Origin of the sequence: Kosakonia sp. SMBL-WEM22, assembly GCF_014490785.1 — a bacterium.
Classification (GTDB): Bacteria; Pseudomonadota; Gammaproteobacteria; order Enterobacterales; family Enterobacteriaceae; genus Kosakonia.
In genome coordinates, this window is record NZ_CP051488.1 from 2,390,847 (window position 1) to 2,407,489 (window position 16,643).

Sequence of the window (16,643 nt, forward strand, 5' to 3'; positions counted from 1 at the left end):
ACCAGAAATATTCCGCTTTATGGTTAGTTTTTTCTGACAGAAGAGACGGTCATGTTTGTCTGGTTTCTGGTCGCACTTTGCTGTGCACTGGGCTTCGCTTGTCTGGTGCGTTTCTATTTGCTCTGCACATCGGTATTGTCAAAGCAGGCCGCCTCGCTGCTTGGTAAACTCTGGCCGTTGGTGCTCGCGTTGGTGCTTTTTTTCGCCAAAATGTCTGCCAGCGCTATTTTACTGGAGTCCTGGGATATTTCCGCCGCGCAAATGCCTTATACCACGTGGTGCCTGACGCTATTTATGGCGGCCTTTATCGCTTTCAATATCGCCTATTTTTTAATTATGGTGATTACAGGGGTGATGGAAACCAGCGTGCGGCGACGTAAAAAACGCGTTGCACTGCCGATGAGCAGCCAGATATTTCTGGTGGTTGCGTTCGCCTGCGTCATGCCGGGATTAATGATGGCGAATGTTCGTACTCTTGGCGGTGCGCTGGTAAATACATTTTATCAATTCGATACGCGCAGCACATTTCGGTGCGGCGATCGCTATCAGACGATTGATGAACTTGGCGAAAAAGCGCGTTATTTAGCGGTGGGTATTAATCAGTACCGTGGCTTTTTCCTGAAGGACGGGGATTTACACGGCGTGGTCGTGAGATGTACCACTGGCGATAAATTTACCCGTTATCTTAGCTTTTCAAGCTGCTGAGGATCGTGGGTGGCCATTTTTTTGGCAACCACGGTGCTTAGGGCAAAGCTTTTTTTTATGTAGTTCATCATTGAACGCGAAGGTAAATCCTCTGGTAATGATTGATTGTATTAAGCTCAAAACGTCTTTTCCAGACATGTGTTTTGGTAGGTTTTTTAGGGTATAGCTTCGATAAGCCAATGCCCAGTAATATTGCTAACGAACTCTGCGAGGCTAACACTAAGTCAATGATTTAGAGGATTATTGCAGAACAACGCACATATAACGCATATACATTCTGCCTGCAGATCGCCCAATTTAGGCAGGGCTCGGCGGTAAAAAACGGCTTCTGGATGCAGAATGGCATAACTATCATGGTGACTCAAAGCAACCCATCGTGGCGGCAAAATGCCAGAAACTGATTCCCTCCGCTTTAGTGCGTATAATGTATATTATGTTAAATATGGTGGGTTTGTTCTTAAGTTCATGAGTTCCTCTCTTTTCAGGAACTTACCGATGAATCAGTCAGTTGCCAAAGTTTAGTTGTGGACTTACGATGACTTCATAACGCAAAAATTACGGGGCATCCGCTAAGTTCATGGCATATTCTATCTTACATTTATCGAGGAACAACCAGAGAACTCATCTCATACTTGATGATGTGACTACCCTACCGGTCATATTCGCCACAATTTATGGAATGAATGAACTGAGCAAGAAACATCTCGGGACTCAAGAAAACATTCTGTGTTCGCTGCGTTTCTGACAGGGAGTAAAAAGTAAAGAATGTTCTCTCCCTGTAATAAAAGAAGCTAAGTAGTGTTTTCTAAAACACCTCTTATTTCTTCTTTTTAGGCTTAATGTGAAGTTTAATATCATTTAGCTTCTGAAATCCATTTTCAATCGCTAAAATCACAGCCGAAACGTAAATATACATTTCTTTTGCTGAGTCAACGTCTATATTATCAATTATCTCATCATCATCTCTACCATGCGCAATGGTGTTTCTAACAAGTGTATAATCGCTTAACTGTGAATTTAACTTAGAGAAAGTTTCATGGGTTGTTAATCCAGGCACTGTATCATATGCTTTTTTAAACTTATCTGAAAACCGCTCATCGGTATCTTGACCGTATATTTTTTGATTTATATAACTCTCTAATGCCGCATATGACATAAAACAGGACATTTTGAAATTATTCTCATTGAGTAATGCGTATGCTTCTATGAGTAGCTCAAAGTAAAAAGGCTGGTGGTTTTTAGCCCCTACAATATTTAACTCGCAAACAACTTCATCTGAGTTTCCATGATCCATACCCGTAGAGTAATATGAACCGCTATAAATAATCTTGCTTAAATTATTATCTATAGCATCAATTTCCATCGTCGATATATATGGCGGATTATTACCATTCATGTGAAATATGCAATCATCAAATTCAGATAGATTTTCTTTGTGAGGGTTGCTCGCGAAATATGAATTAATAAAGTCATCAGAATTCAATGAGTTTATATTAGAAAAAGCCGCTTTGGTTGCAGGGCAAACAGAATTTATCTTTTGTTTTATTTCATCCAAAACAAAAATCTTGTTCACAATCTCCACTTCAAAAACCTTAAGGAAATCGTAATCAAATCCCCAATTTCCTTTGAAGTAATAGTTCTTTTCTGCATAGCCATCATAACCATTGGAGTATGAATAATCGGGATCGACAGATGTAGTATAAAACAACCTATATTTCTTTATAATACCCAAAGATGAATTCACCAAGTCAATATCATCACGTAAAGCATCATACATTTCATTAATTTTCATTTCACACCTTATTAAATTAACTACTCACCTCTAATCCAAGCTTGCACTTCAGATAGACGATAAGCAGTAGCACCAATTTTAATATACCTTCCTTCCCAAGCTTACAGCGTGAGCTGCTCGCAAGAGTAGTCAGCCCGACAATCTTTCTCACGAATCATACGGTCATTGTTAGAAATGTTCTCAAGACCCTTTTTATCAACAACTGCCATTTTTTCATATTAGCCAGCCTTTTGTTTGAGGATTGTCACTTTTGACTCAACGCATGAGATGTTATTGAGGTATGTCGTCCAGAGCTCTAACGCTTCCAGTTCCTTCACCATAAATTTACTTCGGTTGTAAATACCCGCCACACCGGGTAATGCAAGGCCTAACTGATCTGTTCCCTATTTATTCATACAGGCAGAGGCTAGCAACGTCGGCTTCAGACACAAAGCGTACAGCCTAAAACACCGTAAGGTCTGTTCAGAGCGATCTGCGGACATAGCTAACAGCATTCAACGGGGAGCAAGTCACAAGGCTGTCTAACCTTATACACAACTCAAAAAATAATGGCTCTGTCGCGTTAGACGCCACGCAATTTCGCCCTGTCAGGGAGTTAAATTTTTCCAGATGTCATAGCCGATATAAGCTAGCGTTGAGGTAGCAAACAGGGCAAAAATGATGACAACGTAGCGGAATCTACCCTGACTTGCGGCAATTTGCGCCTCCAGATAGCTCTTTTGCTGGCTCACTGCCTCGGTCAACGCCTGCTGGCTGGTTTGCATAGACTCAATTGCCTGGGTTAGTGGGGTCAAATGCTGCACCAGTGCTGCCGGGACGTCGGAAGACAACGTTTCAAGGCTGCTTAACACTTGCCTCCGATCGCTTTCCTGCCGTTCCGCGAGCATGGTTCGCGTCGTTTGTACTCCTTGGGTCACGCCCTTGAGCTGCTGGTCAAGTTCGCTTATCGACTGCTTTATTTGCTGCTGGGCCTGCATGATATTTTCCAGCCGTTCAGCCAATCGCTGGTCACGCTCTCGCGTCGACTGTTGCTCGCTGGCATTCGCAGCGCAGGTTTCCTCCAGGAAGCGGTTAGCATTCAGCAGTTGCTGCAATAAGGCCTCAGCACTGTCGATACTCGTTTGCTGATACTGCTGTATTGCTGCCTGGACACTCTCATTTTGCTGGCCAAGAACATCCGACAGTTTTTCAAAGACTTCACCGGTCGCGGCTTTCAGCTGGCTATCATAGTGTGCCGATTGTTGGCTAAGCGCAGCACTAATATTCTGTTTTTTTTCTTCAACCTGCGTCGAAATAAAATCTCTCAGCTTACTTATCGCCCCAGGGACATCGTCGTCTTGCAGATCACGTAACGATTTTTTCAGTGGATTAATGATTTCTTCGGTGTTTGCACCTACCGCGTTAATGGCATCATTGATTTCTTCAACCTTATCTTTGGTGTCCAGAACCTCTGTGTTGAGTTTTTTTAACGAACTCTCAAGGGGATTGAGCGGCTCCTTGAGTATTTTTACCATTAACTCGGCGAGCGATTTTTCTTTATTTTTTATTTCACTGGTCACGTTCATGCCTTATCCAGAATACTTTTCAGTTAAATTCATTAAATCTTCCCGCTGATTTTTCAACGCAACGCAGGAGAAAACTTGTAATAACGCATCACAATCATCACGTTCCTGAAAGACTGAATCCAGACGCGTACTTAATGTTTTGAGATACTCTTCATCAAGAAAGTGAACAAACTGCTCGCAGCGGACAAGATCCTCTTGTGATTCAACAGCAATTCTCTTTAACTCGTCTTCGCACGATACGGCCTGTTGCTTAAGTGATGTCTGTTTCTGAAGGGATTTATTCTGCTCTACCCGCAACTCCTCGAGAATTACCCCATCTTTGGTGAGTTCGCTTTTGTATTGATTATGGACGTTCTCTGCGGCAGCCATCCATTGTGAGGTCCACAACCGAATGACTTCCACTTTGGCATTATCAGCGGCATGGATGACACTGTTTTTATCCGATAAATAATTCGCAGAACTAAGATAGGTGTCGATCCAGTAGTCATTGAGCCTATAGCGAATAGCACTGAAGTTTTCATCAAGAATATCCTGAACCGCCTGTCTCGTAGGTTCAACTTTGTTGCGGGCCACTTTTTGCCAGTAGACCGTCTTATTTTTCACATCCAGCTGGATATTCTTAATTTTAGAGCAATAGTCGGCGATCATGCTATGTAAAGTGGTACATTTTTCACTGCTATAACTTCCCTTTAATTTAAAGTTTGCGGCCTCTTCCGCAGCTTTATCGATAAGCCGTCGGCTGATAGGTAAAGCGTTATCTTTTAATAACCTCTCCGTTTTTTTTAATTTCTGCTGCGTCTGAGTAATAGCGTTTTTCCAAACCGTCAGTTTATCTTTTGTCTCTTGTTGCTGTTTTTTTAGCCCCAGCAGTTCTCTTTTGATTGCCGCCGTTTTTTCCTCCTGGATATATTTAACGCTGAGGTGGGTATCCAGGGTACTTCGCAGCCGTCCGAGTGGGCTTGTCGATGTTGCAATTTGTTCCAACAGTTCGCTACGCAAGTGGCTGACCATGGGGGCAACCCGGGCGTAAAGGGCGGTATCGTTTTCGGCCATACTCAGCCAACTGCTGCCAAACTCGAGCGGAAAGTAGAGGTTCCGATCTTTCGCCGCGTCGCTCAGGTTGCTAAAGCGTTCAATCTGTTCAATAAGGCGCTGACGTAACTGCGCGATATCGATAGCCGGATCGTTGCGAATCAGCGTCTTCACCGACTGCGCTGAGTAAGAATAGGTCGTCACGATACGAAACCGATGCGGCATCGCCTGCCAGTCCTCAATACCCGGCAGGGTGATAACCTGTGGCTGCAGGAAGCTCAAATCGTCGCCACGACCAATCAGCAGGACCAAATCAGCGAAGGGAAGATAGGTCTTCGCCATGTGATTTACATGCTTTTGCTCTTCCATATTGGCGGGATTATCACCAGGCAGATCCAGAATACGCACGCCGGGCGCTCCCGAAGTTTTTATCCTGAAAAAACGCCTCGGAATATGCACAATACAGGGAGAATCAACGACCAGTTCATCCCGTTCCATCTGCTTTCTGAGCTGCGCTAAGGTCTCTGTCATATCGTCGTCAGAGGCAAACCAGTGCGTTTTCGATTGCACAAACAATCCCCAGCGCTGGTCCGTTGAACGACGATATTCCATGGCGGTGGCGGTGGATGATTTTCCGGCTTCCCGCCCGCCGCGTAGCACGTGCGATAGCGTTGCCATCTGCTGCAGATCGATATCCATCAGGTCGAGCAGTAAGGTGGTTTTGCCGACCTGCGTCTTACCAAATATGACCACGTACGGTTCGGCATCGCTTTCCTTAAGTTGTATCCTTTCCTGAACGTCATGACTTAATGTCTTAATCAGCCGATCGTAGGCGCGAAAAGCCCACTCCGACTGCCGTGACTCTAACCGCTGCCAATAATCAATAACTTTCCCGGACGTCATCTCACTCACCACGGCTGGTGATTAATACTTGCAGGCCCGTAGCCGATGAACCCAGCTCATTGCGCAGGTCGTCGATAAGGGCATTCACATCGGCGATGGCTTTCGCGAGCCGATCCTTGCGCATCAGCATTTCGTCCATGTGATAACGCGCACGTAACGTTTCGCTAATCCGCTTACGCGCCGCGCTCATCGTGTCATCGAATTGATTGCGTAAATGCTCAATATGGTGGTCATGAACACTGGCAAGCATGACGTGTGCCTGGCTGCTCGCTTTTTTCTCAAAAGTACGCATTCGCGTTACTGCAGCCGCGGTCACGTAGGCCGCCGCCACAACGGCTGTTACCGCAACGGCAGCAGGATGCATCATCACCGGTGCGGGGGGAAGAGGTGAACCCGCCGGGTCAGCAGAAGGCTTATCCTGGCCAAAGAGCGCGCCGAGGATATCGGAATCGCCATCGCTGACAACGTCAATCGCCAGCACCGCGGCCAGTGATTTTATTGCGGTCTTGCCAAGATCAACCCCTGTGTTGAGAGTTTGAACCCCTTCTGCCGCGACGTTACCCGCGGATGTCTCGCCATCGTCCTGCTCAAGCGTGACGTAGGGCCGCAGCTCTTTGCAAATCTCAGGCATGGCGTACACAAGGCGGGTGTACTCTAGCGAGAGCACCGGGATCAATTCCACGCTCTTCCTCAGCTGTTTATTCACCACTGGGATGTTTTCCGCATTCGACGTGGCACCATGATTTAGCAACATTTTGATATTACTTATTTTTTCCTCATCCAGCTGTTCGTGTTGCACGGGCTGCCCGGCGCTATTCATATAGCCAAGTGCTACCAGCTTCTCCAGCTTCGGTGATGCAGGCAAGTTTGGGCGATCGTTGCCGTTTGGAATGGGCTTGAGTTTCGCCGCCGTCAATTGTTGCAGACTGTTCACATAGTCGTCGAAGAAATCAGCTGATGCGTCCTGCCATGAATCCTGAACCAGTTTCTGCAATTTGCCTTTTGTCTCACTGGTGGTATCAAATGCATTCGATATCCAGTTGGCAAATCCCTCATGCTCCTTGACCAGCCTACGGTCCATATTAGCCTTCGCCGCCTCAAAATTTTTAGCGATGCACATTTTTACCTTTTTGGTATGCTCCTCCCGCAGTTCCTGCACGGTAGTGTCAAACACTTCCAGAGCTTCGGCCAGCACTTGGCTGCCATCGTCCTGGCCGCCTTTATCACTGTGGTAATACAGACGTGACTGGGTGCGGATCATATTCATGACGCGCGGCAGATCCTTACTAACAATCCCAGTAAGGTGGGTTAACTGGAGATAACGGTTGGTTTGTCCGGAAAAGTTAAGGTCGTCAATGGCCCGACGAAGGTGCGGCATCCATTCTGTTACGTATTCCGGATCGTCGGTGCCGGTTAAAATAATGTTGTTATCGGCATATTCGGCAGCGACATTGAAGGTTTCGGCCGCGCTTTTTCTTAATTCAGCTTGACGTTGCGGATTGTGGCGAAACGCTTCTGTCTTGGAGATAACAATATAAGGTTTACAATTCTTAAGCTCTTTTTCCAGCATATCTTTGACGATTTCGAGCTGCTGCTGGTTTGCCAGTCGCGTCTCATCGGTCACGATAATACAACCGCCTGCCGCTATCATCGCCTGACGCATCAGTTCCTGCCACTCACGATTTTCACGCTCTTGTTTTTCATAACCAGGAAGCAGTAACCAGGCCTGGTTATTGCGGGTAAAATAACGCTGCGGTACCTTCAGTATCGGCAGTAAATCCCCGGCATCAGGATCGCAGACCGCGCGCTGAAACTCGTTGACGTCGACGCCGATATCATCCAGCGTCAAACCATTTCCAGTTTCGACCAGGCGGCGGACATAACCCTGCGCTACTTTAGTCTCACGACTCTCGAGGATCAGTACCGGCATTTTCTCGCCGCGTCCTTCATTACTGCGTAACCAGCCGCTATTGTCATGATGCAGGTTATACAGGCTCGCCATCAGCGTCGTTTTACCAGCCCCTTGCGAGCCGCCTATCGCCACGATCCAGGTATCGGCGAGCACCTCAGCAAGCAGCAGTCGTCGCATGACCTCAAGTAATTTTTCATCAAGCTCCTCACCGTCAAGTGCGGAGCAGGCCCCACGTAAACGACGCAAAGCATTATTCAGAGCCTTGAGCTGAATTTCAGGTGATTCCATTGGCATTTCATATCCTCAGCAGGTCTTAATTATCCATCCTTATCGGTCGGCCCGTAGCCTGGTACGATAAGAACAACGGCGGTTGGTTTTGAAGTTGGAGTGAGTAACGTCCCTTTCAAAGAACCTTTTGTCCCAGCAGCATCCACGACAGTTTCGGAAAAGGTCACCGGCACAGCCACCAGTCGTACAAATGTACACGCGCTTAAAAAAGCAATGGAAGCGGTAATATGTATCGGGGATGTTCCTGTAATAATTAGCGCACCAGTCAATTTATATTAAAAATATGACCTGCTCTTCATGGATTAATACATCAGCGGCGTTAGTAAAGTCCGCTCCTGGCACACGTCAAAGGTCTCATCCGCATAGTCAAATGCGCCCTGAAGGGACCAGTCGCTCACAGGCTATAATTAGAAGCTTGTGTGTAGTCACTGTAGTTGCTTCAACGGATAAGAATTGGAGCTGCTGGAACCGTCGCTGTAGGCCTCAGTAATAATGTTTTTTTTACCCTCAACAGCATATCTGACCGTGCTGTCTGCAGGATCATCCCGCCAGCGACCGGTGCTGTCAGGATTGTCAGATGCCCACATCACTTGATTGCCGATAAGTTTGCACTTGATGGCCCAGCGGGTTCCATCGTTCTGTCGGATATAATGTACGTAAGCAATACCTGACTCGACTTTATCCAGCCGCATGATTTTGAGGTCACGACCGAACATTGCCGCAGAAACAGCCTTGCAAACCTGACCCACCGTCACTTCAGAAGCCAGTACCGGAGCAGCAAACACGAGCGGAACAAGAAGCAGCAGTTTCTTCATATGGATCCATCCTTTTAGTTATGTTCTTGAATAATGCTTATCGTATATTTCGGCAACCTGAAGCATTTCTTGACGAATATTTAGCATTAGGATGACAGGACTGACTAATAAAATCCCTGGCGTAATCTCACGCACTCCCTGACGGTTAGCCCTGCTCCTGCTGTACATCCTCAGCGTGGTACGCGAACAAAACATCGGGCATGAGGCCCGTTTTCTCTATGGTTGCCAGCACGGACTGCGTTGAAGCCTCAGCTATAACCTTCATCGCTTCATCACGAATTTCGACATACGCTGGGTCTTCACGGGGCACGAAAGGCTCAAGGAGGTGGGCGATGGCTTTACCGTTAACAGAAAGGCTGAACGTGCCAGCGGCACGATCCACATTCCAGATGTAGATGAGTGGCCATAAACCCAGTTCGTCGCATTCGGCCTCACTGCGGATCCCCGGCAGATACACAGGCATTGACAGCTTTTCATCACTCAGCGTCAGCGCGATAAACTGTTGCGCCGTCAGTCGGGAACCCTGCCCGGGCGCAGCGTCAGGTTTTTTCTTTTTAAAGAATCCGAACATGGTCTTTCCTTGTTTATAATGAATCGGAGGGATAGTCACTGTCTTACAGAGCGGATGAATCAGAGCGTCACGGACCACAGCGCAGACTCGCGGTAACTCTCATTCGGCAAAAGTGATTTTTACACATTTCATGTCACCAGAAACGAGAATTACTTATCGCTTTTCCTGGCAAGATAGCCATGATGATGGCCAACACATTGCTAGCGTGGATGCTGGCACTATCACGAAGAAACGAGGGAGATTCCTTCGATTACATATGCAGCATTATTGGTTGCCGTTTTATTGGGAAGTGGAGTCGTCACTTTTCTTAACGTCCTTCTGCCCTCTTCCGCCAGATCGAACCTCATAAAGTTGTTTAGAAATCAGCAGGTGTTCAATGGCAGGCCATGCTGTGGTTCACGCTGCATTTCAAAGGCGTCACCAACATCAGCAAATGCTCCGGACAAAGACGCGCTGTTCATGTGGGCCAGATGCCCAAACGTCCTCTTCCTGCTACTAACCAATCCTGTCATGCATCCATTTGATATGGCCGCTTTGAGCGATAAGCGGGCCTAAATAAAAATGTGATATTAATCACGAAATCAGAAAGGCAGGCTCATGAACAAACAATCGCAATTTTGTATAAATTATGGCCCGATTTCCACACAGTTATGAACTCAAACTGAGTTCATAACTGTGTGATTTTGATTGTTTCATGAATAAAGTTATTTTAATAAAGGATATTGCAAAATTTTTTGATTATAGATTTAGTTATGTAGCACCCGTAAACCCAGAATAGTTAAATTAGATATTTGGATCCATCCAGACTCTCTGTTATCTCAAACCTCTCGCTGCGGCCGTATTGTTCCCTGCTCTGCCCGTATCCGGTCGGCAATACATCAAACCTCATCTCAGCCAACGAGTTGCGCGTTCCCTATTTCATGGGCATCAAATCTGCTTCTCTTGGCAAAAACCTCTTCACCGTTATTGTGAAAAGCTTCCACTATTAAAAAGCCGGGAGGATCCCCGGCTCTTTTTTGCGTATCGTTAGAGGATCCTCAACTTTTTGGCCTCATCGATCCAGGGTCTGAACTCTTCCAGCAAGTTGTCATAGAGTTTTTCGTCACTCATGGTGCCGAAATCATCCATCGCAAAGAAATCGGTGTTATCTACCCGGCGATCGGTAAAGTCATCAAGATTTTCGAGAATGCCATAGTTCGAACCGCCGAGGCCGACAAACTTCCAGAAGATCGGGTAGTTTGCGGAGCGACGAATCGCCTCTTTAATCTCGCGCGTTTTGCTGATGCCGCCATCGGTAATGAATACCACGTAAACCGGCAGTTTGGTCTCTTTGAAGTAGTCGATGATCTCTTCCATCACCGGTGGCTCATTATTCACACCGCCCAGCCCTGGCAGGATCTCAAACATTGAGCGCTTACCGTTCTTACGTATTGTCTCGATGTAATCGTCAAGATTATCCAGCGTAACATTCGGATATTTTTTATGTTTTTTGCCGAAGGCCCATAGATCCATCTCGCCATCATCATCGAACTGGGCGGCAAGCACTGCGATACGATCGAGTACCGCCTGAACATTACCTTTATGAAATTGCCCGCTCATCGAGCCGGAAGCATCCAGAACAAACGCAACGCTTGCCTGCAGCGTATCCAGCTTATTCTTTGTCAGGCTGACCGTGGCTTTCTTTGCCAGGCTAACCAGACGCGGCGATTTATTTTCCAGCTTTTTCTCCAGGCTGATGCGCACAGGTGCCGCCGTTGAAGACTCTGTGGCCGGTTGGGCAACATCCACGCCATAGCTGATGGCTAACGGTTCAAGCCCGCCGTTGAACCCCTGCCCCATTGCACGTAATTTCCAGGCACCATTGTGGCGATAGACTTCAGCCAGGATCATCGCTTTTTCGCTGCGCCCTGCGGTCTCAATCTGAAAATCGGCAATCCCCTGCGCTGCGATACTTAGCTGGCTCAGTGCATCAATGCTTTCGCTACCGTCGATGACTACCGTGATGGCAATCTTGCTGACGCTGGCGGGAACCCGATCGAGCGCAATGGTTACGCTGGATTGCTGCTGCCCAAGCGCCAGTTTGACCGCGCCCTCCGCAGAGGCGAGATTATTGAAGAAGATAAAGTCAGCATCGCCACTCACTTTTCCCTCGGCATTGAGCATAAACAGACAGGTATCGACTTCGCTCTTAAACCCTGCCTTCCCCGTGTAATTGAGGTTCAAGGTAATGACATTCTCAGCCAAAGGCGTGTTTTGTCCCGGTTGTAATCTCATAGGTGTTGTCCTTATCAATAACCCTGCGCCCTGCCCTCAGACATGCGGCGTGCCTGAAGCGCTGAGCGGATTCATCTCTTTTTCATCAACATGATAGTGATAGTGCGGCAGTCACACCGCCACAAAACAATATAAACGCGGCGACGATTTAAATATAAGAAACAAATAAAAACCCCGGCTTATGCTCCGGGGTTTTTTATTTTTATATCGTTTAGATATTAACGCCGTGTTGAGAGGCAAGCGCAGCCAGACCGCCCGCGAAGCCCTGCCCAACGGCTTTGAATTTCCACTCTGCGCCGTGGCGATAGAGTTCGCCGAAGATCATCGCTGTTTCAGTAGACGCATCTTCAGAGAGATCAAAGCGAGCAATTTCAGTGCCGTTGTCGTTGTTATAAACGCGCATGAAGCTGTTGCTCACCATACCGAAGTTCTGTTTACGCGCTTCGGCTTCATAGATGGTGACTGCGAACACCAGTTTTTTGATGTCGGCAGAGACTTTAGTCAGATCGATTTTGACCTGCTCATCGTCGCCGTCGCCTTCGCCGGTACGGTTGTCACCCTGGTGCTCGACTGCGCCGTCAGGGCTGGTTTTGTTATTAAAGAAGATGAAATGGGCGTCTGACAGCACTTTACCGTCATCGCCTACTGCGAATACGGAGGCATCCAGGTCAAAACCCTGACCGTCAGTTACACGTGCATCCCAACCCAGACCAACCATGGCGATATTCATGGTAGGTGCTTCTTTAGTCAGAGATACGTTACCGCCTTTAACGAGAGAAACTGCCATTTTTAGCTCCTGCTAACAGTTGTGTTTGGGCTGACTCGTCAGCCCATGTTTGAGATCAAGATGCGTTGATGCCGTACTGCGCACAAACGGATGCCAGACCACCAGCATAACCCTGACCGACCGCGCGGAATTTCCACTCGCCATTGTGGCGGTAGAGTTCGCCAAACAGCATTGCGGTTTCAGTTGAGGCATCTTCGGTCAGGTCGTAGCGGGCCACTTCGGTCTGGTTATCATCATTAACCAGACGAATGAACGCGCCGGAAACCTGCCCGAAGCTCTGGCGACGCGCTTGCGCGTCATGGATGGTCACCACGAAGATGATTTTGTCGACGTCAGACGGCACGGCGTCCAGTTTGATTTTCAGGGATTCATCATCACCATCACCTTCACCGGTACGGTTATCACCGGTATGGGTTACGGAGCCGTCAGAAGAGGTTAAGTTGTTATAAAAAATGAAATCGGCGTCACCGCGCACTTTTCCATTAGCGGCCAGCAGAAAGGCTGACGCATCCAGGTCAAAGTCCTGACCATCGGTCGAGCGCGCATCCCAGCCAAGGCCCACCAGGACATTTTTCATTGACGGTGCGGCTTTACTCAGGGAGACGTTCCCACCTTTGGAAAGAGAAACACTCATAAAATAACCTCTCAAATTGTTGTGGATTTAGCGTAATACGTGAGGGGATTAGCTCCCCTTTTCCTCTGAATCGGGTTTCGCCGGGAACATCACGCTGGCGATAATCCCCAGCGCCAACACACCCAGTACAACATACAGGCTGGTCGTCGCCGAAATGCTATAGCCGTGGTGCCAGATGTGGTCGGTGGCATTGAGGCCAAGCTTCACAGCGATAAAGAACAGCAGAACGATAACCGCCTTCTCCAGATGAACCAGGTACTGCTTCAGCGCTTCGAGAACGAAGTAGAGCGTACGCAGGCCGAGGATAGCAAACATCATGGCGCTATAAACAATCAGCGGTTCACGGCTAACAGCAATAATGGCCGGGACAGAGTCGAATGCAAACATAACATCCGAAAGTTCAACGACGGCCACACACAGGAACAGCGGCGTTGCATACAGGGCGGCTTTCTTACCGCGGCCGATGGTGACATCACTGTTTTCTGGTTTTGCCAGTTCCGCATCCACCTCCTTCTGATTAAGCAGGAAGGCATGACCCTTCAGCTTTGGCCAGATCGGGAAGAAGCGTTTCACCATGCGGTACGCCAGATGCTGGGAGTAGTCCTCAATTTCATCATCGTCGTCGCCGCTTTTCAGCATCATCACCGCAGTCCAGGCCACAATAATGGCGAAAACCACTTCAACGTATGGACCAAGGCTCAGCAGGCTGGTACCAATCGCAACGAAAATACCCCTGAACACGATGGCACCAATCACACCCCAGTAGAGCACGCGGTGACGATAACGATCCGGCACGGCGAACCAGGAGAAGATGGCCATCATAACGAACAGGTTATCGACAGAGAGTACTTTCTCCAGCGCGTAACCGGTTACAAACAGGCTGGCGACTTCCGCGCCGTGATGAATATAGAGGAAACCGGCAAATGCCATCGCAACCGCAACCCAAAAGAGCGACCAGAGCGCGGCACTCTTCAGGGATATTGGCTTGTCGTCACGGTGCATAAACAAGTCAATAAAGATGGCACCGACTGAGAGCGCGATAAAAACAATAACTGTTTCAGTCGGAAAACCGATGTGTGTTGAAACCATAATTTACCCTTTGGGATGCAGATCAGAGGCCAAATTCAGCCGGGTCGAAGCCCAGCGCGAGAGCAATTTCGCGCACGGCAGTTTTCTCATCCTGGTCAAAGTTGCCGTCACTCTTCGCAACGGCAATACCAACACGCAGAGCCAGCTGTGCTGCTTCCGGTTGATCTTTTAACGCCAGGATGTATTTCATGGTTTCGCCTTTACCGATTTCGATATCGAAATCAAAGCTCGAGACCAGTTTGTTAAAGAACTCGATCACCTCATTGGTATCGAAGACCTTAAGTTCTTCGGAAGAGCGCAGAAAGCCCATCATCTTCTGCTTCTCTTCAGCGCTCACGCCATCGCTGGAGACGGCAATTCGCGCGCAGACCGCCACGGTACCCTGCATAAATTTTTTGTTTTTGAAACGGCCAACTTGTCGGGTCAGTTCATCACGACTGGAGCTGATGGCACCTTTTACTTTGTCAAAAAAACTCATAGTGGTTTCCTTTGTTGCTGTGTTATTTAGAGCCGGCACTCCAGCGAAACCCCCAGCCAAATGCCCGGTCCATCTCGTCCTGGCCTTTGAAGTACTGGTTAATTCGCTCGACTTTGATGGCACCATTTTCGTTTACCAGCCTGGCGATGGCGCACAGTGTGCGACGGTTTTCACCTTCGGTAAGACGCGTCTCAATAGGCGGTTGATCGGGCATATGAATCGTGACAACACCGTCCGTCTTATCCCAGCTCGGCACGCCCTGGTAGATGAAAGCGTAGATCAGGACTTCGCGGATCTGCTTCCATTCACGACCATTAATGTGTAACCACTCGCCATCCGACACTTCACCGGTACGATCGTCGCCCTGCAGCTGAACATAGGGCTCGCCGTGATAATTCCCGAACGCGTTACCGAGCGCCTGGATAACCGATTTATAGCCATCCTGCAGTTCAACAAACGCGCCAAGATCCAGATCGATGCCCTTCGCGCCAAAAATCCCGGCGAGGCCCGATTTTCCGTTGCCGCGGTGCCAGTTGAGGTTAATGCGGATCTCGCCAAAGTTGTCCCGTTTAGTCAGGCTGATCGCCGGTTTCTCTTTGGTGAGCGACACTTTGCTCAGGCTGATTTTGCTCTCTTTTGGCGGAGCCGGCGGAGCGACCGGAGGCACGGGTGGCGGTGAAACAGGTGCAGGCGCAGGATCGTCGGCGATGTCGACACCGAAATGCTCTGCCAGCGGTTTCAGGCCGCCGTTAAAACCCTGCGCAACGAAGCGGAATTTCCACTCATCGTTACGGCGATAGAACTCGCCCAGAATCAGCGCGGCTTCCTGACGTCCGGTTATATCCACAACGCCGCTCACCAGGCTGGTTGCGCCCTGCTCTACATCGATACTCAGCGTGCGCAGACCAGCAACCGTCTGCCCGCCGTCACAGGTCACGGTAAAAGCGACCTTCTGCACATCAGGCTTCAGGCGGTTAAGGGCGACAGTAAAGGTTGAATACTGACCTTCGCTGGCGAGAGTGATTGAGCCATCGTCGTTGCGCGTCTGGCCGTAGAAGACCATATCCGCATCGCCCTGCACTTTGCCGCTGGCATAGAGGCGAAATGCTGAAGCATCAACCGGGCCGCCAGAGGTGACCCGAACCCGAAGCTCTTGTGCTGGAACGGGGGCATTGCCCCCTGGCGTCAGGTTCATTAGCGTACGACCGTTGCGACGATATCGGCATGCATATCGTCAATGGTGCGACCACGGCAGGGGTGACCATGGGCCGTAAAGTCCCAGTTCCCGCCGTTACGGCGCAGCGAAGAGATAACAATACCGGTGTGGGAGCCCTGCTCGGTCAGTTTGTAGCGCGCCAGCTCTTTACGAGACTGGTCGACCACGCGGCAGAAGGCATTTTCAACATCATTGAAGGTCTGACCACGGAAGCTGTTGACCGTAAAAGCGAGATATTCAACGTTAGCGGGTAATTGGGTGAGATTAACGGTAATGACTTCATCATCGCCCTCGCCTTCACCAGTGAGGTTGTCACCGCTGTGGACGACAGAGCCGCAGCTGGAGGTCAGCTTGCGAAACCAGATGGTGTCAATAGTATTGCCAGAGCTGTCCATTAATACGCAGCCGGCATCAAGGTCGATAGAGTCGCCGCCGCTAAACAGCCCGCCGAACAGGCCCTTTTTCTTAATTGGATCCCAACCGAGACCAAACTGAAGCTGACTTAATGCCGAGGATTGTTTGCTGAGTGATACCGTCTGGTTCTTTGTTAATGAAACCATCTCTTTTTCCTTAAGCTGGTAA

General features: G+C 48.6%; 13 protein-coding genes and 2 pseudogenes. 1 reads left to right on the forward strand and 14 read right to left on the reverse strand.

Going from position 1 to position 16,643, the window contains the following annotated elements; genetic code table 11:
- Window positions 1-102: 102 nt before the first annotated feature.
- Window positions 103-705 (forward strand): annotated as a pseudogene (locus HF650_RS11370) (hypothetical protein); the annotation flags it as partial.
- An 817-nt stretch (window positions 706-1,522) separates the two neighbouring features.
- Here the strand turns inward: HF650_RS11370 and HF650_RS11375 are convergent.
- The 14 genes and pseudogenes from HF650_RS11375 to HF650_RS11435 all read right to left on the reverse strand — a co-directional run bounded on the left by HF650_RS11375 (window position 1,523) and on the right by HF650_RS11435 (window position 16,621).
- Window positions 1,523-2,497 carry a hypothetical protein gene (locus tag HF650_RS11375; protein ID WP_187802460.1) on the reverse strand — a complete coding sequence of 325 codons (975 nt, stop codon included), beginning with the start codon at window positions 2,495-2,497 and terminating at the stop codon, window positions 1,523-1,525.
- Between the two features lie 20 nt (window positions 2,498-2,517).
- Window positions 2,518-2,706 (reverse strand): annotated as a pseudogene (locus HF650_RS25265) (hypothetical protein).
- Between the two features lie 378 nt (window positions 2,707-3,084).
- Window positions 3,085-4,062, reverse strand: a complete 978-nt coding sequence (locus HF650_RS11380; protein ID WP_187802461.1) for a hypothetical protein — start codon at window positions 4,060-4,062, stop codon at window positions 3,085-3,087.
- Window positions 4,063-4,065: 3 nt separating this feature from the next.
- Window positions 4,066-5,997 (reverse strand): hypothetical protein, encoded by a 1,932-nt coding sequence (locus HF650_RS11385; RefSeq protein WP_187802462.1) that lies wholly within the window; start codon window positions 5,995-5,997, stop codon window positions 4,066-4,068.
- A gap of 1 nt (window position 5,998) precedes the next feature.
- Window positions 5,999-8,203, reverse strand: a complete 2,205-nt coding sequence (locus HF650_RS11390) for a sugar kinase (protein WP_187802463.1) — start codon at window positions 8,201-8,203, stop codon at window positions 5,999-6,001.
- 419 nt (window positions 8,204-8,622) lie between these two features.
- The gene (locus tag HF650_RS11395) at window positions 8,623-9,012 is read right to left on the reverse strand and encodes a hypothetical protein (RefSeq protein WP_187802464.1); all 390 of its coding nucleotides are present in this window, start codon (window positions 9,010-9,012) and stop codon (window positions 8,623-8,625) included.
- A gap of 145 nt (window positions 9,013-9,157) precedes the next feature.
- Window positions 9,158-9,583: a hypothetical protein gene (locus HF650_RS11400; protein ID WP_145526030.1), complete on the reverse strand. Its 426-nt coding sequence runs from the start codon at window positions 9,581-9,583 to the stop codon at window positions 9,158-9,160.
- A gap of 1,026 nt (window positions 9,584-10,609) precedes the next feature.
- Window positions 10,610-11,857, reverse strand: a complete 1,248-nt coding sequence (locus HF650_RS11405; RefSeq protein ID WP_187802465.1) for a VWA domain-containing protein — start codon at window positions 11,855-11,857, stop codon at window positions 10,610-10,612.
- Between the two features lie 211 nt (window positions 11,858-12,068).
- Window positions 12,069-12,644 (reverse strand): TerD family protein, encoded by a 576-nt coding sequence (locus tag HF650_RS11410; RefSeq protein ID WP_187802466.1) that lies wholly within the window; start codon window positions 12,642-12,644, stop codon window positions 12,069-12,071.
- A 55-nt stretch (window positions 12,645-12,699) separates the two neighbouring features.
- Complete coding sequence (gene terD, locus HF650_RS11415; RefSeq protein ID WP_000116676.1) at window positions 12,700-13,278, reverse strand: tellurium resistance membrane protein TerD; 579 nt, start codon at window positions 13,276-13,278, stop codon at window positions 12,700-12,702.
- A 48-nt stretch (window positions 13,279-13,326) separates the two neighbouring features.
- Complete coding sequence (gene terC / locus HF650_RS11420; protein ID WP_124968343.1) at window positions 13,327-14,367, reverse strand: tellurium resistance membrane protein TerC; 1,041 nt, start codon at window positions 14,365-14,367, stop codon at window positions 13,327-13,329.
- 22 nt (window positions 14,368-14,389) lie between these two features.
- On the reverse strand, window positions 14,390-14,845 hold the full coding sequence (locus HF650_RS11425; protein WP_187802467.1) for a tellurite resistance TerB family protein: 456 nt from the start codon (window positions 14,843-14,845) through the stop codon (window positions 14,390-14,392).
- Between the two features lie 22 nt (window positions 14,846-14,867).
- Window positions 14,868-16,040 carry a TerD family protein gene (locus HF650_RS11430; RefSeq protein WP_187802468.1) on the reverse strand — a complete coding sequence of 391 codons (1,173 nt, stop codon included), beginning with the start codon at window positions 16,038-16,040 and terminating at the stop codon, window positions 14,868-14,870.
- The gene (locus HF650_RS11435; RefSeq protein ID WP_187802469.1) at window positions 16,040-16,621 is read right to left on the reverse strand and encodes a TerD family protein; all 582 of its coding nucleotides are present in this window, start codon (window positions 16,619-16,621) and stop codon (window positions 16,040-16,042) included. The genes HF650_RS11430 and HF650_RS11435 overlap by 1 nt, the downstream gene beginning before the upstream one ends.
- Window positions 16,622-16,643 lie beyond the last annotated feature (22 nt).

What these genes read in the sequence shown, in the direction of transcription:
- HF650_RS11425 (WP_187802467.1), bottom strand. Translation starts at nt 14,845, where the DNA reads ATGAGTTTTTTTGACAAAGTAAAAGGTGCCATCAGCTCCAGTCGTGAT.
- HF650_RS11385 (WP_187802462.1), bottom strand. Translation starts at nt 5,997, where the DNA reads ATGACGTCCGGGAAAGTTATTGATTATTGGCAGCGGTTAGAGTCACGG.
- HF650_RS11405 (WP_187802465.1), bottom strand. Translation starts at nt 11,857, where the DNA reads ATGAGATTACAACCGGGACAAAACACGCCTTTGGCTGAGAATGTCATT.
- HF650_RS11435 (WP_187802469.1), bottom strand. Translation starts at nt 16,621, where the DNA reads ATGGTTTCATTAACAAAGAACCAGACGGTATCACTCAGCAAACAATCC.
- HF650_RS11395 (WP_187802464.1), bottom strand. Translation starts at nt 9,012, where the DNA reads ATGAAGAAACTGCTGCTTCTTGTTCCGCTCGTGTTTGCTGCTCCGGTA.
- HF650_RS11380 (WP_187802461.1), bottom strand. Translation starts at nt 4,062, where the DNA reads ATGAACGTGACCAGTGAAATAAAAAATAAAGAAAAATCGCTCGCCGAG.
- HF650_RS11390 (WP_187802463.1), bottom strand. Translation starts at nt 8,203, where the DNA reads ATGCCAATGGAATCACCTGAAATTCAGCTCAAGGCTCTGAATAATGCT.
- HF650_RS11400 (WP_145526030.1), bottom strand. Translation starts at nt 9,583, where the DNA reads ATGTTCGGATTCTTTAAAAAGAAAAAACCTGACGCTGCGCCCGGGCAG.
- HF650_RS11410 (WP_187802466.1), bottom strand. Translation starts at nt 12,644, where the DNA reads ATGGCAGTTTCTCTCGTTAAAGGCGGTAACGTATCTCTGACTAAAGAA.
- terD (WP_000116676.1), bottom strand. Translation starts at nt 13,278, where the DNA reads ATGAGTGTTTCTCTTTCCAAAGGTGGGAACGTCTCCCTGAGTAAAGCC.
- HF650_RS11430 (WP_187802468.1), bottom strand. Translation starts at nt 16,040, where the DNA reads ATGAACCTGACGCCAGGGGGCAATGCCCCCGTTCCAGCACAAGAGCTT.
- terC (WP_124968343.1), bottom strand. Translation starts at nt 14,367, where the DNA reads ATGGTTTCAACACACATCGGTTTTCCGACTGAAACAGTTATTGTTTTT.
- HF650_RS11375 (WP_187802460.1), bottom strand. Translation starts at nt 2,497, where the DNA reads ATGAAAATTAATGAAATGTATGATGCTTTACGTGATGATATTGACTTG.